The sequence below is a fragment of the Collinsella sp. AM09-41 genome, assembly GCF_003473245.1.
Classification (GTDB): Bacteria; Actinomycetota; Coriobacteriia; order Coriobacteriales; family Coriobacteriaceae; genus Collinsella.
In genome coordinates this window covers 1-26031 of the sequence record NZ_QRMJ01000002.1, presented here as the reverse complement: position 1 = coordinate 26031, position 26031 = coordinate 1, and the positions used below count along the sequence as shown (strand labels likewise).

The following is a 26031-nucleotide window of genomic DNA, read 5'->3' as shown; positions in this document are numbered from 1 at the left end:
TAAGTTAGCCAATGGGGACAAGCGCCCCTTCGGCGGTATCGTTTTGCGCGCGAGCGTATCAGTTTTTGTTACCGCCATCGAGCAATGCCTCAAAATCCTTTGCCTGCATGGGGCGGTAGTAGAGGAAGCCCTGAGCGTAGTGGGCACCCATTTGGAGCAGCATGTTCGCCTGCTCGTTTGTCTCGACGCCTTCGATTACAACGGGCAGATGGAGCGATTGCGCCATCTCGAGCATTGATGAAACGATTTGCGCGCTACGGCTTTGATCGCGGTCGGTGGGCACAAACGTGCGATCAAGCTTGATGACGTCGACGTTGACGTTCTTGAGCATCGCGAGCGTAGACTGGCCGGTGCCAAAATCGTCCATGTAGGTCGAGAAACCGCGAGTGTGTAGGTCGGCCGTCAGCTTATCCACGGCCTCGGACTCTCCCGTATAAGCCGTCTCGGTGATCTCGATGCGCATGAGCTCGGGCGGCAGGTTGTATTGGGCGGCGAGTGCCCCCATATGTTCGGCGACGTCGCAGGCAAGGATATCCACGCGCGACACATTGAGCGAGATCGGAACCACGCGCAGCCCTCGATCGATGCGCTCACGCAGCCACGAGGCGACGCCCTGCCAAACGTATTTGTCGAGCGTCACCACAAAACCGCTTTCCTCGAGAGCGGGGATAAAGGTGGCAGGTGAAATGAGGGAGCCGTCCTTGTCAATCCAGCGCGTGAGTGCCTCGGCGCCAATGATCTCGCCGGTTTCCATGTCGACCTGGGGCTGCAAGTAGTAGGTAATGCGGCCGTTTGAGAGCGCATACTGGAATTCGGTCAGCGTGCGGTGGAACGCGATTTCGTGCTCGTATTCCTCGGGGCGGAAAATGGCAATGCGCTCCTTAAAGTCGTTTTTTGCGCGCCGATTGGTAAACATTGCCTTGGCCTGCGCATCGATGGTGATTTCTTCGTTGGAGTCGATGGGGTAAACGCCCATGGACGGCCAGAAGCCCACGCCGTCATCGTGCTTGGCCACGGCTTCGCGAACACGGCTATAGATTTGATGGACGGCGACGTGCTCAAAGGGGATGAGTACGCAAAAATCGTCTTGGCCCCAGTACCCTGCGACGCCCATGTCGGCATTCTCGATGTCCTTGAGAACCGTGCCCACATCGGCGAGCATGCGGTCGCCCTCGGCCTGTCCGTGCCATTCGTTGAACAGCCGCATGTGTCCCATATCGACGGTGGCGATACACCAGGCGCCGTTGCGCCTTGTCTCAAGAAATTCGTTGGCGCGGCGCATAAACTCGCTGGGTCGATAGAGACCCGTGAGCGGATCGATGCGTTCGGCGATGGCGCTTTTGCGCTCCACCTCGGGTATGGGGAGGCTGTCGTTGGGAACAAGCCCGCCGGCCGTGCGAATGCGACGGTCGAGTTCGCCTAAAACGGCGGCCGTTTGATTGGTCAGGTGCTCGTAAAAGGCCGGAACGACAAGACAGACGGGGGTAATAGTGTCGCCCGCGATTCGAACGGGAGCGAAAACGGCCTCTTTGAGATGTTGGATCAGTTGCTCGAATGCTTCGTGATCCAAATTGTTGCTAAGCACGACGAACTGGGCGTTGCGTGAACGGAAGACGCGACTCCTGCCGCGAGTAATCGACAGCATGCGGCCTGCGTATTCGGCGAGCATGTTGTCGACGGCCTCGGCCCCGTAGAGCTCGTTGAGCTTTGCCGTGCCGCGAACACGCACTGCTATAAGCCCCGTCTCGCAACGGTCGCGACGGCAGGCATCGATAGCGTTGATCAGCGTGCGCTGCGTTCCGAGACCCGTGGCGGCGTCGACGGTCTCGGCAAGCGAGTGGTTGACGAGCTCGCCGACATAGAGCGAGGGGACATTTCCGTCGCCGTCGATACGAAACCCGCGAGCACGGCCGAGGATGTAATCGCCGGCGGCATTGCGCACGCGGTACTGCATGACGTGACGATGTTTGGAGCCGTCATAGATTTGGTCGATGTCGTTGGTATAGGCCTCAAGGTCATCGGGATGGACACGCGTTTTCCAATAATCGTGACAGTTGTCTATATGCTCCGAAGGAAGACCAAGATCGCGCAAGGCGCCTTGTGACCAAAGGGTTCGATGTTTGTCCAAGTTCTCGATAAAGAAATAACGGCCTTCGTTGAGCATCGAAAGGGCGTCGAAAATTCGATCGCTTATTTCGAAGTCGTCGGTGTGGGCTTGTGCGATATTGCGTCGATCAAGGTGCACGGCATGACGTAGCTTGTAGTCGTACATGCGATGGTCGGCATCGTTCGTCAAGCGATTGGGGGCTTCGCCCAGGGCGGGGTCGGCGTGTGCCACTCCGTAGCTAAACGAGTGAGGCATCTCGGCATCGTTGTTTTTGAGCAGGACCGTTCGGCAGCGTTCCAGACGTTCGGCGAGGTCGTCCTCGGTTGCAATCGTAGACAGGATGGCAAACTCGTCGCCTCCCAGACGAAACGCCGCTTCGTCCACCTCCATATACAGCTTGAGATAGAGGCTTACCTGCAAAATATAGCGGTTGCCCTCGTCATGGCCAAAGACGTCGTTGCAGTGCTTGAGATTGTCGATATCGATGTACGCCATGGTAACGGGGGTGTCCTGCTCCCAGAGCTCCTCGAGGGAACGGGCAAAGCCGCCGCGGTTGCCAAGCCCGGTAAGCTGGTCGGTAAAGGCGGTCCTGACCAGATCCTCCTGACGCTTGAGAAGGTCGCGGACGGTCTTTTCGAGCGTTTCAGTGTAATTGCTGGGGGTATCCATGCTGTAGGCGGCTTTCTGGGGTCGGGGCGGATTGCGTCGGGCGAGCTCGTTGTGCACACGCGTTGTTGCTCAACGCCTCGCGTGTTTCCAAGCCCCCGCCTTGCTGCGTCGTTGGGTTTATTTGTCGGCTGACGTTCGTTGCTGATAACTACTGAGTAGTATAAACAAGTGTATGGAATTATGCAGGGGTGCCCATGTTGCGGGCGGCCATTATTCGCCATTATTCGCCAAACGGTAACGCGACGATGTTCGATGAAAATGCGACTGAGGCGATATATGTTGACGGGTATACTTGTTTCGTTTTAAAACGCAGGAACGGAGATGGTCGCATGGCACAGCCAGATACGACGCCCACGGTGGGGCTTGCGCTCGAGGGAGGCGGCTACCGCGGTATGTATACGGCGGGCGTGCTCGACGTATGGATGGAGCACGGCTTAACCTGCGACCATATGGTGGGTGTCTCGGCGGGCGCGGCGTTTGGCTACAACTTTAAATCGCGCCAGATCGGCCGCGCCATTCGCTACAACAAGGCCTATTGCGCCGACAAGCGCTATGCGAGCGTGACGAGCTGGTTGCGAACCGGCGATATGTTCAATGCCGAGTTTGCCTATCATGAGGTACCCATCGAGCGCGATCCCATCGATCTGGAGGCATATCGCGCCTGCCCCATGCGGTTTACGTGCGTATGTACCGATCTTAAGACGGGGCAGGCCGTCTACCATGACCTGCCTTACGGTGATGAGCATGATATCGAGTGGATCCGGGCGTCGTCGGCGATTCCCGTGGCAACACGACCCGTTGCCATTGAGGGGCATAAGTATCTGGATGGTGGCGTGGCTGATTCTATTCCCAGCGCATGGCTGTTTGCGCAGGGGTATGACCGCAATATCGTGGTACTCACGCAGCCGGCGGGCTTTGTGAAGCAGCCCAACAGCGTGATGCCCATGCTGCGGCGCGTGTTCCGTCACTATCCGGAGTTTGTTGCAGCGCTTGAGCATCGGCATGAGGTCTACAATGCCACGCTCGATGACCTGGCACGTCGAGAGGCTGCCGGGGAAATCTTTGTGGTGCGGCCGAGCGAATCGGTGAAGGTGCCGTCGCTGTGCCGCGAACCGGATGAGCTCGAGCGCATCTACCAGGTCGGCCGCCACGATGCAGAGGCGACTTTGCCGGCGTTGGAAGCGTATCTGGCGGGGTAAGGGTCGCATACGGAAAGCGCATCCCGGAATGGAGGCCCAAACTGGGATGCGCTTTCCATTGCTGAAGATATGAGGCTGCGAATCAGCTGTTCGGCCTATGCCTATGCCTGCTGCCAGGTGTCGACAAGCTCCTTGGCCGCGGCGTAGGGATCGTCGGCGCTGCAGACGGCGCTCACCACAAAGAAGCCGTCGACGCCGGTTGCCTTAAGCTGCGGCAAGTCGGCCGTCTTAACGCCGCCGCCCACCACGATGGGCACGGGGCTTGCCGCGTGGAGTGCGGCCAGGTCCTCAAAGCTCTTGGTGATGATGGAGCCATCGGCTGCGCGTCCGCAGTCGCGCTTGGTCTCGGTCTCGTGGAGCGGGCCGATGCCCAGGTAGTCGACCAGACTCATGTCGGCGGTCTTGACGTACTCGAGCATTTCCTCGCAACGGGCCGAAAGGCCCACGATGGCGTCGGGGCCCAGCAGCTTGCGACAGACCTCGACGGGAATATCGCTCTGGCCCACGTGCACGCCGTCGACCGCAATGCCCTGCTCGCGTGCGGCGAGTACGCAGTCAAGGCGGTCATCGATTAGCAAGGCGACCTGACCGGTCTTGCCGGCCTGTGCGATTGCCTGCGCGGCGTCGCCGGTCAGCGCAATGATCTCGCGGGCGCTTGCCACCTTGGAGCGCACCTGAATGCAGGTAAAGCCGGCGTCGAGCGCCTGGGCCACCACATCGCCCACGGGGCGTCCGAGGGTGTTTTCGGGGCCGAGCACCAGATAGGCCGAGATATCAAGGTTGTCGCGGATGCTCATCGTGCTTCCTCCTGCTTTTTGATCTGCGCTTCCATGCGCTCGAGTTTGCCGGTCATGGTGTCGGTAAATCCAGGTCGAATATCGGCTTTGAGCACGACTTCGGTTCGGATGCCCTTGTTCGCTAACACAAAGGTCGCGTCGCGCACGACCTGCATGACCTCGTCCCAGTCGCCCTCGATCTCGGTGAACATCGAGGTGGTGCGGTTGGGAAGGCCGCTCTCGCGAATGACGCGCACGACCTCGGCGACCTCGGCGGACAGTTCATCGCCGGTGCCGCACGGGGCGATGGCCACAGCGACGAGCGTGTTCATGCCGGCATTGGTTGCGGGCTCGGACATGGCTTATGCCTCCTCGAGCTCGAGTTGGTTATCGGCGATGTCTTGGGCGGTTGCGCGGTAGAGCTCGTCGATAAAGGCGACCTTAAAGCTTGCCGGGGCATCGGCGACGGCGGCGGCACGCGTGCCGGCGACGTTGTAGACGGCGGTACCGCAGACGGCTGCCGTAAACGGATCGGCAGCGCAGGCGTACACGGCCAGCACGCCGCCCTGCGAGCAACCGCAGCCGGTAATCTTGGACATGAGCGGGCTGCCGCCGTGGGATTTGGCCACGGTCGTGCCGTCGGTAATCAGGTCGACTTCGCCCGAGACCACAACGGCGCCGCCGGTGTAGCGAGCGAGCGCCACGGCGGCATCGCGGGCGGCGTCGACCGTGTCGGTGGTATCGACACCACGTACGCGGCTCAGATCGGCCGACTCGCCCTCAAGACCCCACAGGCCGGAGAGTGCGATGATCTCGGAGGCGTTGCCGCGTACGATGGCGGGCTTGTACTGCTTGAGCTCGTTTACCAGCTGGGTGCGCAGGCTACCGATGCCCAGACCCACCGGATCGAGCACCCAGGGCTTGCCGGCGTCGTGTGCCGCCTTGGCCGCGCGGGGAATCGTCTGCTCGTAGATGGGGAAGAGCGTGCCCATGTTGAGATAGATGGCGGCGCCGCCGGCAACGAGCGCCTCGCCCTCGTCGGGCAGATAGACCATGGCGGCCGAACCGCCCACGGCGAGCTGCGCGTTGGCGACAAAGTCGATCGTCACCGTGTTGGTGATGGAGCCGGCCATCGGATTGGTGGCTCGAATCTCCTCTACGGCCTTGACCATATGTTGCTTAAGCTGTTCCGAATCAATCACTGCACATGCCTCCTTGGCATAGAAAAGGGGCGCTGTGCATAGACAGCGCCCCTGTAAAGGCGGCACGCTCCCTACGCCAGCATTAACTGACAGGTTCAAAGGATTGGGCCCTATGCCCTCTCAGCCTTGTGGTTTGCACCGCCGGCACTCCCGCATCGAATCTGTTGTTCCCTATACTAGCGCACCTGCCAATATGGGACAGGTTTATTTTGGCAGGTGGCAACAGGGGCGCTGCATTTTCCCAGATAAAACCTGCCAAGATAAACCTGTCCCTTATTGGCAGGTCGTTACAATAGACGGGATAAAGAATGACCGAGGGGACCTTATGATCAAACTTGTTCTGACCGATATGGACGATACGCTGATTCCTGCTGGACACGATGGCGCCAGCGACTGCGCCATCGAGGGCATTCATGCCATGCAGGCGGCGGGCCTGCATTTTGGCCCGGTTTCGGGTCGCCAGCCGTCCGCGATGAGCTGGATGTTCCGCAATCGCTCCGAGTGCTTCTCGACCGGTGCGTTTTGCAACGGCCAGGTGATGTTTGTCGATGGCGAGGCGGTTGCCTCGCGCGCAACTGATAACGATGCCCTTATGCGCCTGGCCGACTACCTGGAGCAAGAGACCGACGATACCTATTTGAAGGTCTACCGTCTGGGTGATGACTTTTGGGACAACGACGCCTATTGCGTGACAAGCGATCCCGAGCGTGTGCGTCGCGCCATGGAGTCAGGCGGCAACGCGTGGCTCAAGGGCGAAGAGGCTCCCTGTCGCCCTGTCGTTGACGATGCCCCGGTATACAAGGCGAATATCTGGAGTGCCCGTTCGCGCGAGGAGCTCGCCGAGCTGCGCGAGCGTGTTGCCGCCGAGGTGCCGGAGCTCTCGCTCGTGTTTCCCAACAACCGCGTGCGCCTGTTCGACGTTCTTCCGACCGGCTGGGACAAGGGCTGTGCTGCGCTGGAGCTGGCGCGCGCTTTGGGCCTGACGCCCGACGAGGTGGCCGTATTCGGCGATTCCGATAACGATTTGCCCATGATCGATGCCGTTCCCAATTCCGTTGCAGTCGCCAATGCCAACGAGGCCGTCACGGCTGCCGCGCGCTGGCATATCGGCGCTGCGGCAGATGATGCGGTTGCCGGGGCTCTGCATCAGATTGCCGCCTGCGCCGCGACGGGGGAGATGCCGTCGTTTATGCGTCAGATGGACGCGACGGGTTTCGACGTCACGAACGTCTAGGGAGAAAGCCATGAAGCTCCAGCAGCTCAGATATGTCGTCAAAGTTGCCGAATGCGGCAGCATCACCGAGGCCTCGCGCCGGCTCTTTGTGTCGCAGCCTTCGATTACCGCGTCAATTCGCGATCTCGAAAACGAGATGGGTGTACACATCTTTGAGCGCACCAACAAGGGCGTCATTGTGTCCGAGGAAGGCGAGACCTTCTTGGGCTACGCGCGCCAGGTGCTCGACCAGGCCGACCTGCTCGAGGGCAAGTACAAAGGCACGTCCGAGCAGGTGCCGCACTTTAGTGTGAGCTGCCAGCATTATTCCTTTGCCGTTAATGCATTTGTCGATGTGATCCGCGAGTTCGATGCCGCGCGCTACGACTTTACCCTGCGCGAGGAGCAGACCCACGAGATTATCGAGGACGTCGCGCATATGAAAAGCGAGCTCGGCATCCTGTATCTGTCGGAGCACAATCGCGAGGTCATCGAGCGCATGCTGGCGGCCAACGAGCTCGTATTCGAAGGACTCTTCTGCGCTACGCCGCATGTCTTTGTGTGCTCCGACCATCCGCTGGCGGGTCGCTCGAGTGTGACGCTCGAGGACTTGGAAGACTACCCGTTCCTGTCCTATGAGCAGGGCAGCTACAACTCGTTTTACTATTCCGAGGAGCTGACCTCGACCTTTGAGCGCCGCAAGAATATCCGCGTGCGCGACCGTGCGACGCTGTTCAACCTAGCTATGGGCCTTAACGGTTACACGGTGTGTTCGGGCGTGATCAGCCATGAACTTAACGGCCCCGGCATTATCTCCATTCCGCTCGATGTAGACGAGTACATGGAGATCGGCATCATCACGCGCAAGAACACGACACTTACGCGCTACGGGCAGGCCTATATCGAAGCGATTCGTCAGCACATCTAGACTGCTGCGTTCTGCACGGGTCAAATCTCTTTATGGCAGTCCCAACTAATATAGGAAGCATCTATATCAAACTGATATAAACGCATATTTTACGATGTCCATATGAGCGCTCATACTCTGTCCCAGTAAAGCAACCAATGCAAAGGGAGATATCTATGAGCACTTCGATTCAACCGAACGCGCCGTTTCGTGCCGATATCGTCGGCAGTTTTCTTCGTCCGCAGGCTGTAAAGGACGCCCGTGCCGCCTATGTCGCGGGTAAACTCGACGCTTCCGGCCTTAAGGCCGTCGAGGACGAGGCCATCCGCGACTTAGTGGCCAAGCAGAAGGCTGCCGGCCTGCAGGTGATTACCGATGGCGAGTTCCGCCGCAGCTACTGGCACCTCGATTTTATGTGGGGCCTCAACGGCATTGAGCGCCGCGCCTCGCGCACGGGCTACATGTTCCACGATGAGGAGACTACCGCCGACACCGCCGTGGTAACCGGTCCCATTAGCGGTGAGAATCATCCGTTCGTCGAGCACTTCAAATTTATCAAGTCGCTCGAGGGAGAGGGCCAGGTCGCGCGCCAGACCATTCCGGCGCCGATCCAGACGTTCTCCGAAGTCACACTCGACCGCTGCGATGGCCAGCAGGAGAGTCTGCACGCCGTCTACAAGACCGACGAAGAACTCGTCGATGCCATTGCCGCAGCATACCGCACCGTGATTGCTGACCTGTATGCCGCGGGCTGCCGCAACATCCAGTTTGATGACTGCACCTGGGGCATCTACTGCGATACCGACTTTGTGTCCAAGACTGGCATGAGCCCGGTTGACCTGCAAAGGGTGAGCGAGCTGGGCGTGGCGCTCAACAACGCCGCCATCGAGGACAAGCCCGACGACCTCGTCATTAACACGCACGTGTGCCGCGGCAACTACCACTCTACCTATGCTTTCGAGGGCGGCTATGACCCCATCGCGCCGTACCTGTTTGCACATGAGGATGTCGACGCATTCTACCTGGAGTTCGATACGCCGCGCGCCGGCGGTTTTGAGCCGCTCAGCTACGTTGCCCCGGGCAAGAAGGTCGTGCTGGGCTTGGTGACCACCAAGGCCGCAGAGCTCGAGAACGAGGATGTTATCGTCGAGCGCATCCGCGAAGCCGCAAAGTACGTGCCGCTCGAGAACCTGTATCTGTCTCCCCAGTGCGGCTTTGCCAGCTGCGAGATTGGCAACAAGCTGACCGAGGACGAGCAGTGGGCAAAGATCGCCCTGGTCAAACGCATCGCCGAGCGCATCTGGAAGTAGTGCTGCCGTTCGCAGGGGGCGTCGTGGTCGGAGCGGCATGCATCGCGTACAATGGTTCGGATCGTATCGTTCGGGCAGGTAATCCGATATGCCCGAGCGCCCTTCCATTATGAAAGGACATCCATGTCCCAATCCTCGACGCCCGCCGTCGCCGATGCCATCTACGATGCGTCGTCGCTCGGTCGCCCGCGCATGTTCCTACTCGGTCTGCAGCATCTATTCGCGATGTTCGGTGCCACGGTGCTCGTACCCGTGCTCACCGGTCTCTCGGTGTCGGCGACCCTTTTGTTTGCCGGCCTGGGCACGCTGCTCTTCCACTTCCTATCGCGCGGCAAGGTGCCAGCGTTTTTGGGATCTTCGTTTGCCTTTATCGCGGGCTATGCCGCCATCGCGCCCAACGGCGAGGCCGAGCTTTTGCCCTACGCCTGCCTAGGTGTAGCCTGTGCCGGCCTGCTCTATCCGGTGCTGGCGGCCCTGTTTCGCGCGTTTGGTGCCAAGCGCGTTATGCGCTTCTTCCCGCCGGTAGTGACTGGCCCCATCGTCATTTCCATCGGCCTGATCTTGGCAAGCTCTGCCATCGCCAACTGCCAGACCAATTGGCTTGTTGCCGTTGTCGCTGTGGCGGTGATCGTCATCTGCAACATCTGGGGCCGTGGCATGGTCAAGATCGTGCCGATTCTGCTGGGCGTTGTGGTGAGCTATGCCGTTGCGACTGCGCTCGGCGAGGTTGATTTCTCGGGCGTCGCAGCCGCTCCCTGGGTTGGCTTGCCCGTCGTGTGGGATAACACCGTGTTTGCGCTCTTTGGCCCGCAGTTCGATAGCGGTCTTGCCACGACGGCCATCATCACCATTATGCCGCTGGCCTTTGCGACCATGATCGAGCATATCGGTGACATCTCGGCTATCGGCTCCACTTGCGAGCGTAACTACATCGCCGATCCTGGCCTGCATCGCACGCTGCTTGGCGACGGCCTGGCGACCATTCTCGCATCGCTCTTTGGCGCTCCGGCTAACACCACCTATGGCGAGAACACCGGTGTGCTTGCCCTAACGCGTGTGTTTGACCCGCGCGTGATTCGCATTGCCGCATGTTGTGCCATTGCGCTCTCGTTCTGCCCCAAGTTCGCGGCTGTCATTGCGGCCATGCCGGCGTGTGTAATCGGCGGCGTGTCGCTCGTGCTCTATGGCATGATCAGCGCCGTGGGCGTCCGCAACCTCATCGAGAACCAGGTCGATTTCCAAAACAACCGCAACGTGCTGGTGGCCGCCCTGGTGCTCGTGCTTTCGCTCGGCATTGCGTACAGCACCGCCGGCGCCATCGTGCTTGAGCTGGGCGGCGTGACGATTTCGCTTTCCGGCCTTGCCGTGGGCTCGCTGGTGGGCATCGTGCTCAACGCCATCCTGCCGGGTAACGACTTTGAGTTTGACGTCTCCGAGCTTGAGGAGGCTGCTGAGTAACAACTGCGTCCAGCTAAAACAAGATATGGTGCCCATGCGTATATGCGCGTGGGCACCATTTTTAATGCGTCAGTATCCAGTGGATGCCGCGGGCCATGCGCAAGTCGGTCTGGGAAAAGTGATTGCCGGGGTTGAGCTCCAGCGTCGTGGGAATACCACGTTCGCCGAGCAGCTTTTCCATTGCGCGCGTATCGTCGAGTACGTGCCGCATCATGCGGTTGGGAGTCTTGGTCTCCTTTTTACCGAGCGACAGATAGACAGCCTGCGGGCTGCCGGCAAATGGCGCCGTGCTGGCGCGATCGACAAAGTCGGGAAACCATAGCGACCCCGATGCGCTCGCGGCGCGGTCAAATGCGTCGGTTTGCCAGAGGGACCAGAGTGCGAAGAGGCCCGCGAGCGAGTAACCGGCAATGCCACGCCAGGTGGGCGGCTGAGGAAGCGATGACTCGACCTGGGGGATTATCTGATTCAGCAGCTCATCAAGAAAACCGGCAGCTTGGCCGCCGAAAGGCTCGGCATCGCGTACGGTCCCGTCGCATGCCCAGGGGCTCAGCTCGCGATTCCAATCGAGCCCGCCAATGGTGACGAGGGCGAATGGCGGACAGTCGAGCTCTCGGCAACACTTATAAACCTCGCTGCCGTCGCCCACGACCACAGGAAGGTAGATGACAGGCGCGCTTTCCGTATGATTCGAATAAACGGTTATCTGCTTTTGATGCGCTTCCATGACGGGCTTCTCTCAGTGTTGTGATATCGGCAGCCCCAATTGTCGCACGCCAGCGTATGCCGGTTGGGCTAGACCAAAGACAATCTCGTGCATCCCCTGCGGACGCATATGGAAAACGCCACCGCCGGAGGGGAGCTCGGCGGTGGCGTTGTTAAACGGTGCTGGGGCTCGGGGCCTTCGCGGGAGCTGCCATGTGCGCAGAGGCGTCTAAGAGCGCTTACGGCTCGCCATGGTGCCTGCGGCGATAGCGGCTGTTCCCGCAAGGACGGTTGCCACGATGGCCGCACCCGAGGTGTCGCCGGTTGCCGCGAGCACGCCGGTAGTCTTGGCTTTCGTGGTTGAAGCCGCAACGGCCTTGGTCGGCTTTGAGCCCTCAGGCTTGGGGTTCTGCTTGGTCTCGTCGGGCTTGGGGTCTTCCGGCTTGGCTACCTCGGGAGGTGCGATGGTCGTGCTTTTGGCGACTGCTTTGATATAGAGGGAGTCGACCGTGGCGTCGCCCGTGCCGATGGCTTGGCCTGCTTCGTAGATGCCGTCACGGAGCTTGCGATAGTCAATGACCTTGCCGCCTTCGGGCGTCTGGATGGCGGCGTTCTCAATCTTGATGGTGCCGATTGTCTTGCCGTCAGCGCTCATGGCACGGGCAAAGATTGCCGCTGTATCTCCTTCGACCGTTACCTTGCTGCGGATGATCGAGATGACTGCGGGTGTGACGCCCTCGCTGGTCTGGGCGATGATGCCGATGTTCTCGCCTTGGGGTTCGCGCCTCGTCTCGCCATCTTGGTTTTCGCTGTAGGGGATGGGGCCGTCGCCGTTCTCGACATAGCGGGCTATGGCCTTGACAACGGAGTCGCTGATGTAGATGTGGCCACCCTTCTCGTTGGGTCGATCGTTTCTGGTGGAGAATGCAGCCGAAACCTCGCCTTCCGCAAACGCGTCCACGGTGGAGCCGTTCTTGACGACGATGTCGTCCTGGTAGGTGAAGAGGGCGATGGCGCCACCGTATCTGCCTTTACTTGCACGGACCGTCACGTTTGCATGATCGAGGGTGATGCCCTTGTGGGCATAGACGCCATATTCAACACCGTTTACGTTGAGGGAGGCGTTTGTGGCTGCGAGGCTGCCCTTGGCCTCGATGGCAGCGTCTTTCTCGGAGCTTGCCTTGACCTGGCTGCCGTCCGAGATGTTGATATTGCCGCCGCTCCAAAGGGCCTCACCATCGGCTGAGCTTGCCTCGACTGCCCCGCCACCCTTTATGGTGAGGTTCTTGTCGGTTCCAATACCCTTGTCCTTGGTAGCCCTGGCGGTGACGGCTCCGCTGTCGTCAATCGTGATATTGCCGTTTGCCCTGATGCCATCCGATGCGCCCGTGGCGTTGACGTTGCCCGAACCTTTGATAGCGAGATCACCCCCGGCATTGATGGCATCAAACCCAGTGCTCGTGGCGTTGACGGATCCGGCTCCGTCGATTTTGATATTACCCGTGGAGAGGATAGCGTCCTCAGTAGATGTCACGCTGAGCGTGCCGCCCTCGTCGCCTTGGATATTGAGCTCGGCATTCTCGTTAGTGCCATGAGAAACGTTGATGCTTTCGATCCATTCGGCAGTGACGATGTTGGTTCCCGAGTAATTCACGTTGAGCTTGCCTGCGGCCTGGATCTCGCCGCCGTTATAGTTGCTGAGCTTCAAGTCGTCGGCGCCGTCCCACGACCAGGTACCGGCCTCGTCGCTCGCCGCGGTGTTGTACTTGTTGCCGCCGACCTTGACCCATTCCGCTGCGAGCGAGACGCTCGGCATGAGCAGCGAGCTTACCGTGAGCGCGCATACGGCTCCCACGACGATGCGGCGCGTCACGCGGCGCCAGCTGCCGTGCGCGAGTCCTATGCGACGGCGAACGTCGGGTTCGGCAACATGGGTTCCGGCGGTAGTGTCATTGCGTTTGGGGGTCGTGAACAAGGCTGCCATGGTTGCTCCCGTTCTCATAGGGCCTATACGACTAGATTCAGCGTATCTGCTGGATGTTGCCGGCGGTAGTGCCGTATGGAGGGCAAAATGGCCAAAATGGGGGAGAAATAGGCCGCACGCCGGTGCAGGGACCGGCGCTAAAAGAAAAGCGCGGGGCCGCATGGCGACTCCGCGCTTTATTGTTCAGCTTTTGTAGCCTTGCCCTTACGCTACGAAGAAGTAGACGAGGAAGGCAAGGGCCGCGATGCACCCGTCCTGTGCGAAAAAGTGTTTACGAGCGTTTGCGACTCGCCAGGGCGCCTGTGACGATGGTGGCCGTTCCTGCAAGGGCGGTCGCTATGATGGCCGCGCTCGAGGTGTCGCCGGTTGCTGCGAGTTTGCCGGCGATCTTGGCTCCCGTGGCTGCAACTGCAACGGTCTTGGTCGTCTTTGCGCCCTCGGGCTTGGAACCCTCGGGCTTGGTCTCGCCGGACTTTTCCTCGGGTTTGATCTTCTCGGGAGGTACGGTGAGCGTGCTCTTGGCGACAGCGGCGTCATAGGGAGAGTCGATCACGTCGTCGCCCGTGCCGATGGTTTGACCCGCCTCGCAGAGGATGCCGCCGCTGAGTTCTTCCTTGTTGCGATAGTTAATGATCTTGCCGCCTGCGGGCGCCTGGATGGGAGCGCCTTCGATCTCGATGGTGCCGATCGCCTTGCCATCCTCGCTTATGGCAAGAGCGAAGATTGCCGCCGTGTCTCCCTCGGCCGTGAGCTTGCTGCGGACGATCGAGATACTCGCGGGCGTGATGCCCTCGTAGGTCTGGGCGAAGATACCGATGTTCAGACCCCTAGGCTCAGGGATGACCTCGCCGCTTTGGTCGTTGCTGTAGTGATCGGGGCCATCGCCACCGGTCTCGACATAGCGGGCTATAGCCTTAACAACGGAGTCGCTGATGTAGATGTGGCCGCCAGCGACGTTTGGCTGGTGGTTTCTGGTAGAGATTGCAACCGAGAATTTGCCTTCTGCGAACGCGTCCACGATGGAACCATTCTTGATGACGATGTCGTCCCCATCAGTGATGAGGGCGATGGCCTGGCCGCCGCTCGCGCTTGTGCGGACCGTCACGGTCGCATGATCGAGCGTAACGCCCTTGTAGGCATAGACACCATATTCAACACCGCTTGCGTCAAGGGAGGCGTTCGTGACCGCGAGACTACCCTCAGCGTCGACGGCAAGATCTCCCTGGGAGCTTGCCTTGACCTGGCTGCCGCCCGAGATGTCGATGTTGCCGTCAGCCCAAATCGCCGCTTCTTCTATCGAGCTTGCTTCTACCTTGCCACCGCCTTTGATGATCAGGTCACTGCCCGCGGCGACGCCGTAACCTTCGCCTCCTTTAGCGATCACTGTGCCAGAGGAATCGATGGTGGTCTTGCCCTTGGATTGGATGCCTTCGGTACCGCCCGTTGCATTCACGGTGCCCGAGCCCGTGATAGAGAGATCGCCCTTTGCCTCAATTCCGTCGGAAGCAGTGCTTGTGGTGTTCACAGTGCCTGGGCCAGAAATGGAGAGGTCGCCTGTTGATTTAATTGCATCGGCCTCGGCTGTCACATTGAGCTCATCCGTGCTATTCGAGCTCGTTATGTTCAACTCTGCTTTCTGGCTAGTGCCGTCCTGCGCCTTGATGGCGGCTCCGGTGTAATCAGGCTCGGTTTTCACGGTGTTCTTGCCCTCATAGACAATGTTGAGCTTGCCTGCAGCCTTGATCTCACCGCCGTTATAGTTGATGAGCTTCATGTCGTCGGCGCCGTCCCAGCTCCAGGTGCCGGCGCCGTCGCCCGCCGCAGTGCCGGCGTTGTACTGGGTGCCGCCAACATCAATCCACTCGGCCGCGAGCGAGATGCTCGGCATGAGCAGCGAGCTCACCGTGAGCGCGCACACGGCGCCCGCAACGATGCGGCGCGTCACGCGGCGCCAGCTGCCGTGCGCGAGCAGTGCGCGACGGTGCACGTCGGGCTCGACAAAATGGGCTCCTGAGGTTTTGTCATTGCGCTTGGGGGTCGTGAACAAGGCGGCCATGGTTACTCCCATCCTCATAGGGCCTATGCGGTTATATCCAGCATATCTGCAGGATGTAGCCGTCGGTAGTGCCGTTTGGAGGGCAAAATGTCCAAAACTTGGGAAGCAATACATCGCGCGCCCGCGCGGTGCCTGGCTTTAAAAGCAAAGCGCGGAGCCGCTCGATGCGACTCCGCGCTTTGGTGTTTGGTATTGTGAATCTTGCCCTTACGCTACAAAGAAGTAGACGAGGAAGGCGAGGGCTGCAATCCACATGAGCGGCTTGATCTTGGAGGCCTCGCCCTTAAAGAGCGCGACGATCACGTAGGCGATAAAGCCCAGGCCAATGCCGGCGGAGATGGAGTAGGTGAAGGGCACGCCGGCGACAATCATGAACGCCGGGAAGCCCTGCGACACGTCGGACCAGTCGATCTCGGAGGCCTCGCTCATCATGAGGTAGCCGACATAGACCAGGGCACCGCAGGTGGCGGCACTGGAAACGATGGTGACGATGGGGGAGAAGAACGCGGCGAGAATGAACAGCACGCCGGTGGTGACGGAGGTGAGGCCCGTGCGACCACCGTCGGCGGCGCCGGAAGTGGACTCGACGAAGGTGGTGATGGAGGAGACGCCCATAAAGCCACCGGCAGCGGCGGCCACGGAGTCAACAACCAGGATGGGGCGGATGTCCTCGACATTGCCGTCCTCGGTCAGGAACTCGCCCTGCTTGGCGACGGCCATCGCGGTGCCCATGGTGTCGAAGAAGTCGCTCATGAGCAGCGAGAAGGCCACGACGAGCAGCATCGGGTCGGTCAGAACCTTCACGATAGCCATGTTGCCGTCGGCGGTGCTGGCAAACGGGGCGCCGAAGGTCGAGAAATCGAGCGGGGCGATGAGGCCCTCGGGGGCGTGGGTGACGCCCAGCGGGATGCCGGCGATAACGGCGACGATGATACCGATGAGCAGCGAGCCCGGCACGTTGCGGGAGGCCAGGGCAACCGTCACGACGATGGAGATGATGCCGACGATAAAGGTGGGGGAGGTGATGTCGCCCAGACCGACGAGTGTGCCGGCGCCAGCGGTGATAATGCCGGCGTCGCACAGGCCGATCATGGCGATAAACAGGCCCAGACCCACCGAGATGGCGTGGCGCAGGACCACGGGGATGGCGTCCATGATGGCCTCGCGCAGGCCGCAAAGGACGAGCAGCAAGATGACGATACCCTCGAGGAAGATAACGCTCATGGCGACGTGCCAGTCACCGCCGCACATGGTGGTGGTGATGCCCGCGATCATGGCGTTGATGCCCAGGCCTGAAGCGCAGGCGAGCGGGCGGTTTGCGAAGATGCCCATGCAGATGGTCATGATGCCGGCGCCCAGGCAGGTGGCGCAGGCGAGCGCTCCCGCATCAATGCCAGCGCCCGAGAGCACTGCGGGGTTGACGGCGATGATGTAGGCCATCGCCAGGAATGTTGTCAGTCCAGCGCGAAGTTCGGTCCCGATTGTGGACTTGCGCTCACTGACGTGAAAAAGTTCGTCCATGCATACCCTTTCCTTGTTCGGCCCCGAGTTTAGGCCGATTGACACGAGCTCATTTACTATATCGCCTTTACAACCTTGCTGTTCCTCGCATGTTGATGTTCGGCGCTTTGTAACAGACGGACGGTATTTATCGCATGAAAATGTGTGGGTACCGTATACTTAAGCGGTTACAACGACCCCTATGGAGGAACGTATGATTAAAGAGCTTTGCCACGACGAGGCTATCCTGTCCCAGCGTTGCGAGGTTGCGACCGTCGAGGACGAGTCGGTTGCTCAGGACCTGATCGATACCATCAAGTCGCTCGATGATGCCGGCTGCTTGGCCGCCAACCAGATCGGCGTTACCAAGAAGGTCTGCGTCTACCTGGACGACGCCGGCGAGCCCCACGTGCTCTACAACCCCCGTCTGGTGTTTGGCCTGGGCGCCAGCAAGATGGAGGAGAGCTGCCTGACGCACGAGGAGGTCACCAAGTCCACGCGCTATATCAAGTGCAAGGTTGCCTTTGACCAGATCGTCGATGGCAAGATGCGCGAGCGCAAGCAGGACTTTGTGGGCTTCGAGGCGCAGATGGTCCAGCATATGATCGACCACTGTCTTGGAAAGTTGGTCTAAGGGGACCAAAGCACCGCACTTCGTCTCTTTTGGTCCGGGCGTGACATTGTTGTCATGTCCGGGCTTTTGTGTTTAGCGCCTTTTTGTTTGGTGACAATAACCTTAGCAGGACCGTAAAGCTAGGAGGCGCTATGTGCACGAGCATTCGATTTACCGATAATTCTGGCCACATGTATCTGGGCCGCAACCTCGACTGGAGCTTTGACTACGGCCAACAGGTTCGCGTGATGCCGCGCGGGTTCCACATTCCGTATTCGTTTATCGACGATGCGTCGGCGGCACACGCGGTAATCGGCATGTGCATCGATTACAAGAACTATCCCATGTTTTTCGACTGTGGTAACGATGCGGGTCTGGCTGTGGCGGGGCTCAACTTTCCCGGCTATGCCGAGTATGCCGAGGGCCCTGTCGACGGCAAGAACAATATCGCGGCCTATGAGTTTCCCCTGTGGGTGGCAGCGACGTTCTCGACGGTCGATGAGGTCGAGGCCGCGCTGCGCGACACGGTGATTGTCGCCAAATCTGCCGGAGAGGGGCTGGGCGTGTCGCTGCTCCATTGGATTATCGGCGACAGCCAGCGCAGCATCGTGGTCGAGATGATGGCTGACGGCCTGCATGTATACGACGATCCGGTCGACACCCTTGCCAACCAGCCGACCTTCCCGTGGCACATGGAAAACCTGCGCACCTATATCACCGCCACAAGCGATTTTCCGCAGACGGCGACATGGCGTGGCGCCGAGCTTAAGCCCTATGGAGCCGGTGCCGGCATGCGCGGCATTCCGGGCGATTGCTATTCGCCGAGCCGTTTTGTAAAGGCGGCGTACCTCAATGCCAATTACCCGCAAAAGGAGAGCGAGACCGAAAACGTCGTTCGCATGTTCCGCTCGCTCGAGGGCGTGGTGATGATTGAGGGGGCGTCCAGGATGGGCGATGGCAAGTTCGAGAAGACTATCTATACCGGATGCTTTAGCGCGCGCACGGGCAATTATTACTACGCGATGTATGGGGATCCGTCGATTCGTTACGTGAGCCTGATGGATGCCGAGGGCGCGAGCCCCGATAGGCTCGTGGTTCCCGAGCCGCGTCGTTCGTAGCCCATAGCTTTACTGCAGTGCAAAGCGCCCCTGCATCTCCTGTGAGGTGCAGGGGCGCTGCGACCTGGGCTTTATCCCGCATGCGCCCCGAGAAAATGTCCCTTAAGCGCGTGCTGCCTGGGCGATACCGGCCTTGGTGCTTGCGCGTTTGCCGGCGAGTTCGCAAAAGACCGCGCCGCCGATGATGAGCGCGGCGCCCATGAGGCGGATTGGCGTCATGGTCTCGCCCAAAAGGACGGCGGAGAACACGACTGCCGAAAGCGGCTCGAGGTAGCCGACAACCGCGACGGTCTGCACGGGCAGCTTGGCGACAGCACTAAAGTAGAGCAGGCAGCCGATGCCGGTGTTGACGACGCCGAGCATGGCGACGGCGCGCCAATCGATGCCGGCGGCAATGCTGGGGGAGAGGAACGAGGGGGCGCCCTGCGTGAGGAGCGTAAGGACCAGCGCGGTCATAAAGGCGGCGCTCACCTGGAGCGCGGAGTTTTCGAGGCCTTCGACGTGTGGCGCACCCTTGCTAGCGATGACCATCAACGCGTAGCAGAAGGCCGAGGCGATGCCGCAAGCGATACCCGCAATGGGCATATTGCCGCCTAGACCTTGTGCCGCAATGAGAAAGGCGCCGCAGGCAACGGCGATAAACCCGGCGATTTTGCCGCCGGTCAGCTTTTCGCCAAAAATGAGCGGGGAGAGGGCCATAACGATGATGGGGCCGCAGTAATACAACAGCGAGGAGATGCCAACACCGATCGTCTGATAGGCGCGGAACAGGAAAATCCAGCTGGCGCCCAGCGCGGCGCCCGAGACGATGAGCGCTGCGGCCTCACGGGGGCGAGACGGAGCCTGCAGGTTATGGCGCTTGGTTATGAAGAGGATGGCGGCAAGGGTGAGAGCGCCCAAAAACGTGCGCAGGAGCACGATATCGGAGCTCGGCAGCGCGATGGCAGCGGCGATGATGCCATTGGAGCCAAACAATAGCAATGCTGCTAAGTACGTAAACAGTCCGTTGTTCATGCGCTGACATCCCCTATATATCCGAACATGTTCACTATGGGTGAACTGGCTTTAGAAGAAAAGCGAATATAATGCATGGAAAACATGACAAAAACTCATGCAAGGGTGGGGGTGTACCGTGGAGACCAATATCCAAAAGATGCAAGTGCTGCTCGAGACGGTGCGTGCCGGCAGCTTTACGCGTGCTGCAGAGCGCCTGAGCTATTCGCAATCGGGCGTGAGCCGCATGGTGGCCGACCTCGAGGCCGACTGGGGCTTTAAGGTGCTCGACCGCAGCCGCGAGGGCGTGACGCTTTCTGCCGACGGGCGGCAGGTCATGCCGGCTGTCGAGGCGCTCTGCGAGGAATTCATTCGCTTGCAGCGGCGTGTGGATGAGATGCGTGGGCTCATGCGTGGCAAAATCTGCATCGGTACGTTTTCGAGCGTGGCGACCCACGTGCTGCCGCCGGTGATCGCGCGTTTTCGCGCCGATTATCCAGACGTCGATTACGAGTTACTGATGGGCGACTATTCAGAGATTGAACAATGGGTGGCGCAGGGCCGCTGCGATCTGGGCTTTATCCCGCATGAGTCCCGAGAAAATGGCACGACATCGCGATCTTTGGTGCGCGACGAGTTGATGGCGGTGGTGCCGACAGACTCTCTGCTTGCTAGTGAGGGGGCCGTCTCGCTTGCCGACTTGGCCAACGAGCAGTTTATTCTGCTGGAACGCGGCACCGATGACGAGATTACGCCGCTGTTCCGTCGGGCGGGGCTGACGGTGCGCTCAAAACTGTCGACCTGGGATGACTATGCGATTATGGCCATGGTCGAGGACGGCTTGGGCGTGAGCATCCTTCCGGCGCTCATCTTGCGGCGCTGCCAGTTCAATGTCGCCATTCGTCCGCTCGAGGGACGTCCCCATCGGCAGATTAACGCCATATATCGAACGGCCGACGTTTCGCTTGCCGCCGCTCGTTTTCTCGAATATCTCTAGGCGAGCGCATACCGTTGTCGCTTTGGGATAAATCTCGAGGTGTGGTTCGCTTTATTATTGAAATTGAACTTTTCGAAAGAGCACGGCGCTATACTGCTTGCTAAATTGAACCTTGGTTCAATTCGTGTTCTATAAATTGAACTTTGCCAGCAAGGAGGTTCCTGTGGCCCAAGAGACGTTTAGCGATCGCCTGCGACAGGCTATGTCCGATCGCGACGTTCGCCAGTCGGACGTGATCCGCGCATCGGAGATGCTCGGCAAAAAACTCGGCAAGAGTCAGATGAGCCAATATGTGAGCGGCAAGACGATCCCGCGGCGTGATGTGGCAGAGCTGCTCGCCCGTATTTTGGAGGTCGATGTTACCTGGCTGCTCGCCGGTGACGCCGATCAAGGCGAGACATCATCGCCCCGCAACGTTTCCAAGCCCGAACTCAATCCCTCAGCCCAAATTGCAAGGAGCGTCCCCATGCGTACTTTTTCTAAATCCACCAAACTCGACAACGTCCTCTACGACGTCCGCGGCCCCGTCGTCGATGAAGCCGCCCGTATGGAGGACGAAGGCGAGCGCATCCTCAAGCTCAACATCGGCAACCCTGCGCCCTTTGGTTTTCGCACGCCCGATGAGGTCATTAAGGATATGCGCCAGCAGCTGCCCGACTGCGAAGGCTATTCCAACTCGCGCGGACTGTTCTCCGCGCGCAAGGCGATCATGCAGTACTCGCAGATCAAGGGCCTGCCCAATGTTCAGATGGAGCACATCTACACGGGCAACGGCGTGTCCGAACTCATTCAGCTTTCGATGAACGCACTGCTCGACAATGGCGACGAGATTCTGATCCCCAGCCCCGACTATCCGCTCTGGACGGCGTGCGCAACCCTTGCCGGCGGTCATCCCGTTCACTATCTGTGTGATGAGCAAGCGGATTGGTATCCCGATCTGGAGGATATGGAGTCCAAGATCACGAGCGCGACCAAGGCCCTCGTCATTATCAACCCCAACAACCCCACGGGTTCCGTCTATCCGCGCGAGGTGCTCGAGGGTATCGTCGAGGTTGCACGCAGGCATCAGCTGATGATCTTTGCTGATGAGATCTACGACCGCCTGTGCATGGACGGCTACGAGCACGTCTCGATTGCCTCGCTCGCTCCCGACCTGCCCTGCGTCACCTTTAGCGGCCTTTCCAAGTCGCACATGATTGCGGGCTATCGTATTGGCTGGATGGTGCTTTCGGGCAACCAGCGCTGCATGAGCGACTTTATTATGGGCATCAACATGCTCTCGAACATGCGCCTGTGCTCCAACGTGCCGGCTCAGTCAATCGTCCAGACGGCACTCGGTGGACACCAGTCCGTCAACGACTACATCCGTCCCGGCGGCCGTGTCTACGAGCAGCGCAACTTTGTGTATGAGGCGCTCAACAAGATTGACGGCATCTCGGTGGTCAAGCCGCGTGCGGCGTTCTATATCTTCCCCAAGATGGATGTCAAGAAATTCAACATCACCGATGACGAGCAGTTTGCCCTTGACCTGCTACACGAGAAGAAGATCCTGATCACCCGCGGCGGCGGCTTTAACTGGGCCGAGCCCGACCACTTCCGCATCGTGTACCTGCCGCGCATGGAAGTGCTCAAGGAGTCCCTCGAAGACTTGGCTGACTTCTTCGATCACTATCGCCAGTCGTAGGGGATTAGATATGTGCCGCCGCGAGAACTGAAGCGTCGCAGGATAGGCAAACGACAGCGAGCGAGCCGCATTTGCGCCAAGGTGACGTGAAGCGAAAGGGCGCTGACCTTTTGGTCGCGCCCTTGAAGCTGAACGTCAGATTGGTGTGAATGCGGCTCGCGCAGCGTCAAGCGGTCCGCCGTTCGGTAGAACGGCGGAACTATACAACGATTCCGCAACAGTGGTCGATTTCGTGTTGGATGATCTCGGCGGTGTAGCCCGAGAAGTTCTTGATGCGGTGGACGAAGTTCTCGTCCAAATACTCCACCTTAATGCGACGGTAGCGGGTACAGGGGCGCTCGCCGATCAACGAGAGGCATCCTTCGCTCGTCTGATAGGCATTGACCTGCTCAAGAATTTGAGGGTTGTACATCAGCAGCGCCCTGTTGCCGTCCTTTACGCAGATGATGCGTTTGCGCACGCCGATCATGTTGGCGGCGAGGCCAACGCACTCGTGCTCATGCTCGAGGAGCGTATCCAGGAGGTCCTGCCCGGTCGCGGCATCATCGGGCCCTGCGTCTTCGGAGGGCAGGCGCAAAAAGAACTCGGATTTCATGATGGGCTTAATCATGGCGGGCTCCTCATGTCTCATGCTTTCGTGGACTTTTGATAATAGCGCGGAAGGAAAGCTGTGCGTCTGCGTTACAATCTTTCGACGTTGGACCATGTTGCCAAACTCGTCGCGTGCGGCGTCTGGCGTAAGTCTAGGGCTCATCCTCGCCCTGGACTGTTCCTCTGGGGCGATACGACTGTCGTTCCAAGAGGAAGGAAATGCAAGGGGAGCAAATCTCAGCAACAAGTTAGGGCAACGCCATCGGGCACTTCGGCGTTTCTCATCGTTATGTATATCGCAGCCTTTGTTGCCGCGTTTAACGAGAACATCATTAACGTGGCGCTGCACGACATTATGGCGGCCTTTTCGGTGAGTGCCACCACGGCGCAGTGGCTTGTTTCGGGCTACATGATCGTGACGTCGATCTTTACGGCCATCATGGCCTTTCTGTCTGGTTGTTTTTCGACGCGTAAGCTGCTGTTTTTCGCATGTGGATGCCTGGTCGCCGGAGAAGTCCTGTGCTTGGTCGCCCCAACGTTTACCGTCTTGCTGCCAAGTCGCATTTTGCAGGCTGCGGGATCGGGCATCTTGTTTCCGCTCATGATGAACGTGGTGCTGTCTTGCGCCCCGCGTGAGAAGCTCGGTCTGTACCTGAGTCTGGGCGGTGCCTGCATTACGCTAGGGCCGGCGTTTGGACCCGTGATCAGCGGTCTTATGTGCACGTTGTTTGGCTGGAGAGCGGTGTTCGTAGTGCCGTTGGTGGGCGGCATTGCGGTCGCTGCGGCGGGCGTAAAGCTTGTTCAGAATGTCGGAGAGCGCTCGAACACCACGCTTGATATTCTGTCGGTTGTTTTGCTCGCTGCCGGCATTACGGCATTTGTGTATTCCGTAGGCGAGTTCTCGACCAATCTGATTTCCGGCATCGGGACGCTTTTCGCCGCCCTTGTGCTGCTCAGCTTGTTTGCGGCCCGTCAGCTCAAGCTCGAGCATCCGGTGCTTAACGTGCGTCCCATGGCGAGCGTTCGTTTTTGGCCTGCGTGCCTGCTTGTGGTGGTGTCGATGATGACAACGTTCTCGATGAGTGTTTTGTTGCCGCTCTATTTTGAGGGCGCATACGGCATGACCGCACTTGTTGCGAGCTTGCTCATTTTGCCGACGATTGCCTGCAATGCCGTGACCTCGATTGTAGGCGGGCGCGTGATGGATGCCCGTGGCGCATGGCCGCTGCTGCCGGTCGGTTTTGCCCTGATTGCCGTGGGACAGACTGCGATCTCGATGACCGCGGCGACCATGAACATCGGCGTTGTCGCGGCACTGACCGTTGTAGTGTATGCCGGCGTCGGTTTGGTGCTGAGCCCCTCGCAAACGGCCGGATTGGAGACGCTACCCGCTGCCGAGCATCCTCACGGAACGGCATTGCTCAACACGTGGAACATGATTGCCGCGTCGTTTGGCCCGTCGCTGTTTATCGACCTGCTTTCGAGTTCTGCAGCGGCTGCCGGTGCCGCCGGCGTCGCGACGGACGTTGCCCAGGCGATTGGATTTGCGGCTGCCGTGCGCGTGGCGGCTGTGATTGCCGTTGTCGGGTTCGCGGTGTCGGTTGTGTACGCTCGCCGCGAGTCGTACATGTCGCATTAATGTGTGCACATAGATTCTGCAGCTAGATTGGATGGCGACACCATAAACTAATTGACGTTTTGCCGAGAGGCATGAATGTTTAAAGCGCAAAGAGTGCGCGACGGGCCCCGCGAATGGGGCGATGATGCCCGAGAGGGCCAAGAAGGAGTCTCATGTCCGAGAACGAAGAGATCATGAACGAGACCGAGAACGAGACCATGGCTGCCGAGGTTGAGGCAGTCGAGACCGTGGAGACCGAAGTTGCCGAGGTTGAGGCTGCTGACGAGGTTTCCGCCGAGGAGGAGGCCGAGGTTGTCGAGGCCGCCGTTGATTACGATGACGAAGAGCTGATGGACAAGATGCAGAAGGCCGCCCGCCTGCTGCGTAGCCGTCGCTTTGCTATTTCCAAGGAGGAGGAGGCCAAGGCCGAGCGTATGGCGAACATCGAGCGCGCCATCAAGCTGCTTGACCTCAAGCCCAAGATGGAGCAGAAGGAGATGTCCGACCTGCTGGGCATGCGCCTTCGTGAGCTCGATGGCCTGATGGCCGAGGCCGAGGCTGCCGATCTGGTCGGCCGCATCGACGACGCCGAGGGCGATATGCGCAAGATCGTCGTCTTCGCTGCCGAGGATGCCGCCGAGGGCCTGGTCGAGCTTGCCAACAAGAAGGAGAAGCTCCTGCCCGAGCTTTCTTACGAGGAGGCCACCGAGTTGATGGCCGCTCTCGATAAGGTTATCGCTCCGCTCGTCGCCATGGGCCTGGACGAGGACCGCGGTCCTCGCGGTGGCCGTGACGATCGCGGTGGCCGTGGCGGCGACCGTGGTGGCCGCGGTGGCTTTGGCGATCGCGGTGGCCGCGGCGGTGACCGTGGCGGTCGCGGTGGCGATCGTGGCGGCCGTGGCGGCTTTGGTGACCGTGGCGGCGACCGTGGCGGTCGCGGCGGCTTTGGCGGCAACCGTGGTGGCTATGGCGACCGCGGTGGCAACCGTGGCGGCTTCGGCGGCAACCGTGGTAACGACCGCGGCGGTCGCGGCGGCGATCGCGGCGGCCGCAACGGTGGCGGCTTCCGCGGCAACCGTTTCTAGGTTAGTTACGCCGTTCTACCGAACGGCGTAACAGCTCGACGCTGCGCGCCCACCAGAGCGACAACTTGTCATTCAAAGAGGACGGCATGACCAGAAGGTCTATGCCGTCCTCTTTTCATGCCAATTTGTTCGCTCTGGCGGGCGCTCGCTGTCGTTGCCAAAACATCGGCATTCTCTCTGTTGCCAGAAGGTGGTCGTTGGGTGTTCCTATAGTTTTGTCAACCTTCGACGCTACTCCCGGTAGGG

Annotated in this window: 21 protein-coding genes and 1 riboswitch; of the genes, 11 read left to right on the top strand and 10 right to left on the bottom strand. The window is 59.8% G+C overall.

The features are described from left to right. Positions 1–58: 58 nt before the first annotated feature. Complete coding sequence (locus DW112_RS03160; protein ID WP_118328312.1) at positions 59–2776, bottom strand: EAL domain-containing protein; 2718 nt, start codon at positions 2774–2776, stop codon at positions 59–61. Positions 2777–3105: 329 nt separating this feature from the next. Here DW112_RS03160 and DW112_RS03155 point away from each other — a divergent pair, with 329 nt between their 5' ends. After that, the gene (locus DW112_RS03155) at positions 3106–3975 is read left to right on the top strand and encodes a patatin family protein (protein ID WP_118328311.1); all 870 of its coding nucleotides are present in this window, start codon (positions 3106–3108) and stop codon (positions 3973–3975) included. Positions 3976–4076: 101 nt separating this feature from the next. On the opposite strand, the gene DW112_RS03150 is transcribed toward DW112_RS03155, so the two are convergent. From DW112_RS03150 to thiM, 3 genes are read right to left on the bottom strand one after another with little or no spacing between them, the layout of a single operon-like run. Further along, entirely contained in the window at positions 4077–4772 is a 696-nt protein-coding gene (locus tag DW112_RS03150; protein ID WP_006234517.1) for a thiamine phosphate synthase, read from the bottom strand. Next, positions 4769–5110, bottom strand: a complete 342-nt coding sequence (locus tag DW112_RS03145; RefSeq protein ID WP_233502661.1) for a thiamine-binding protein — start codon at positions 5108–5110, stop codon at positions 4769–4771. Before DW112_RS03145 ends, DW112_RS03150 begins: the two co-directional genes overlap by 4 nt. 3 nt (positions 5111–5113) lie before the next feature. Continuing rightward, positions 5114–5953, bottom strand: coding sequence for a hydroxyethylthiazole kinase (thiM, locus tag DW112_RS03140; RefSeq protein ID WP_233502662.1), 840 nt, complete (start codon positions 5951–5953; stop codon positions 5114–5116). Between the two features lie 51 nt (positions 5954–6004). Then, positions 6005–6115: riboswitch (TPP riboswitch) on the bottom strand. Positions 6116–6278: 163 nt separating this feature from the next. Between thiM and DW112_RS03135 the strand changes: the two genes are divergently transcribed. The 4 genes from DW112_RS03135 to DW112_RS03120 all read left to right on the top strand — a co-directional run bounded on the left by DW112_RS03135 (position 6279) and on the right by DW112_RS03120 (position 10841). Further along, on the top strand, positions 6279–7187 hold the full coding sequence (locus tag DW112_RS03135) for an HAD-IIB family hydrolase (RefSeq protein WP_158549063.1): 909 nt from the start codon (positions 6279–6281) through the stop codon (positions 7185–7187). A gap of 10 nt (positions 7188–7197) precedes the next feature. Continuing rightward, positions 7198–8094, top strand: a complete 897-nt coding sequence (locus DW112_RS03130; RefSeq protein WP_117563541.1) for a LysR family transcriptional regulator — start codon at positions 7198–7200, stop codon at positions 8092–8094. 155 nt (positions 8095–8249) lie between these two features. Continuing rightward, the gene (locus DW112_RS03125; protein WP_233502663.1) at positions 8250–9383 is read left to right on the top strand and encodes a 5-methyltetrahydropteroyltriglutamate--homocysteine S-methyltransferase; all 1134 of its coding nucleotides are present in this window, start codon (positions 8250–8252) and stop codon (positions 9381–9383) included. Positions 9384–9506: 123 nt separating this feature from the next. Beyond that, a complete protein-coding gene (locus DW112_RS03120) occupies positions 9507–10841 on the top strand; it encodes a uracil-xanthine permease family protein (RefSeq protein WP_117647422.1) in 1335 nt (444 codons plus the stop codon). A gap of 61 nt (positions 10842–10902) precedes the next feature. On the opposite strand, the gene DW112_RS03115 is transcribed toward DW112_RS03120, so the two are convergent. From DW112_RS03115 to DW112_RS03100, 4 genes are all read right to left on the bottom strand, one after another. Continuing rightward, positions 10903–11568, bottom strand: coding sequence for an alpha/beta hydrolase (locus DW112_RS03115; protein ID WP_117655640.1), 666 nt, complete (start codon positions 11566–11568; stop codon positions 10903–10905). A 207-nt stretch (positions 11569–11775) separates the two neighbouring features. Further along, positions 11776–13530, bottom strand: coding sequence for a hypothetical protein (locus DW112_RS03110; protein ID WP_158561601.1), 1755 nt, complete (start codon positions 13528–13530; stop codon positions 11776–11778). Between the two features lie 271 nt (positions 13531–13801). Further along, positions 13802–15586, bottom strand: a complete 1785-nt coding sequence (locus DW112_RS03105) for a hypothetical protein (protein ID WP_118328310.1) — start codon at positions 15584–15586, stop codon at positions 13802–13804. A 207-nt stretch (positions 15587–15793) separates the two neighbouring features. After that, positions 15794–17107: an NCS2 family permease gene (locus tag DW112_RS03100; protein ID WP_117582871.1), complete on the bottom strand. Its 1314-nt coding sequence runs from the start codon at positions 17105–17107 to the stop codon at positions 15794–15796. Between the two features lie 193 nt (positions 17108–17300). Between DW112_RS03100 and DW112_RS03095 the strand changes: the two genes are divergently transcribed. Both DW112_RS03095 and bsh read left to right on the top strand, forming a co-directional pair. Then, positions 17301–17720: a peptide deformylase gene (locus DW112_RS03095; RefSeq protein WP_117563534.1), complete on the top strand. Its 420-nt coding sequence runs from the start codon at positions 17301–17303 to the stop codon at positions 17718–17720. Between the two features lie 131 nt (positions 17721–17851). Beyond that, positions 17852–18817, top strand: coding sequence for a choloylglycine hydrolase (gene bsh / locus DW112_RS03090; RefSeq protein ID WP_117629622.1), 966 nt, complete (start codon positions 17852–17854; stop codon positions 18815–18817). A gap of 102 nt (positions 18818–18919) precedes the next feature. Here bsh and DW112_RS03085 read toward each other — a convergent pair whose 3' ends face one another. Then, positions 18920–19831 (bottom strand): DMT family transporter, encoded by a 912-nt coding sequence (locus tag DW112_RS03085; RefSeq protein ID WP_117758254.1) that lies wholly within the window; start codon positions 19829–19831, stop codon positions 18920–18922. 118 nt (positions 19832–19949) lie between these two features. On the opposite strand from DW112_RS03085, the gene DW112_RS03080 reads away from it, so the two are divergent. Together DW112_RS03080 and DW112_RS03075 are read left to right on the top strand one after the other, a co-directional pair. Next, positions 19950–20807 carry a LysR family transcriptional regulator gene (locus DW112_RS03080; RefSeq protein ID WP_233545849.1) on the top strand — a complete coding sequence of 286 codons (858 nt, stop codon included), beginning with the start codon at positions 19950–19952 and terminating at the stop codon, positions 20805–20807. Between the two features lie 202 nt (positions 20808–21009). Beyond that, entirely contained in the window at positions 21010–22491 is a 1482-nt protein-coding gene (locus tag DW112_RS03075) for an aminotransferase class I/II-fold pyridoxal phosphate-dependent enzyme (RefSeq protein WP_117758301.1), read from the top strand. Between the two features lie 199 nt (positions 22492–22690). Here the strand turns inward: DW112_RS03075 and DW112_RS03070 are convergent, their stop codons facing one another. Beyond that, complete coding sequence (locus DW112_RS03070) at positions 22691–23101, bottom strand: peptide deformylase (RefSeq protein ID WP_117758252.1); 411 nt, start codon at positions 23099–23101, stop codon at positions 22691–22693. 270 nt (positions 23102–23371) lie between these two features. Between DW112_RS03070 and DW112_RS03065 the strand changes: the two genes are divergently transcribed. Continuing rightward, positions 23372–24721 carry an MFS transporter gene (locus tag DW112_RS03065; protein WP_233545848.1) on the top strand — a complete coding sequence of 450 codons (1350 nt, stop codon included), beginning with the start codon at positions 23372–23374 and terminating at the stop codon, positions 24719–24721. 152 nt (positions 24722–24873) lie between these two features. Beyond that, a complete protein-coding gene (locus DW112_RS03060) occupies positions 24874–25785 on the top strand; it encodes a hypothetical protein (RefSeq protein ID WP_117766881.1) in 912 nt (303 codons plus the stop codon). The last annotated feature ends 246 nt before the right edge of the window (positions 25786–26031 follow it).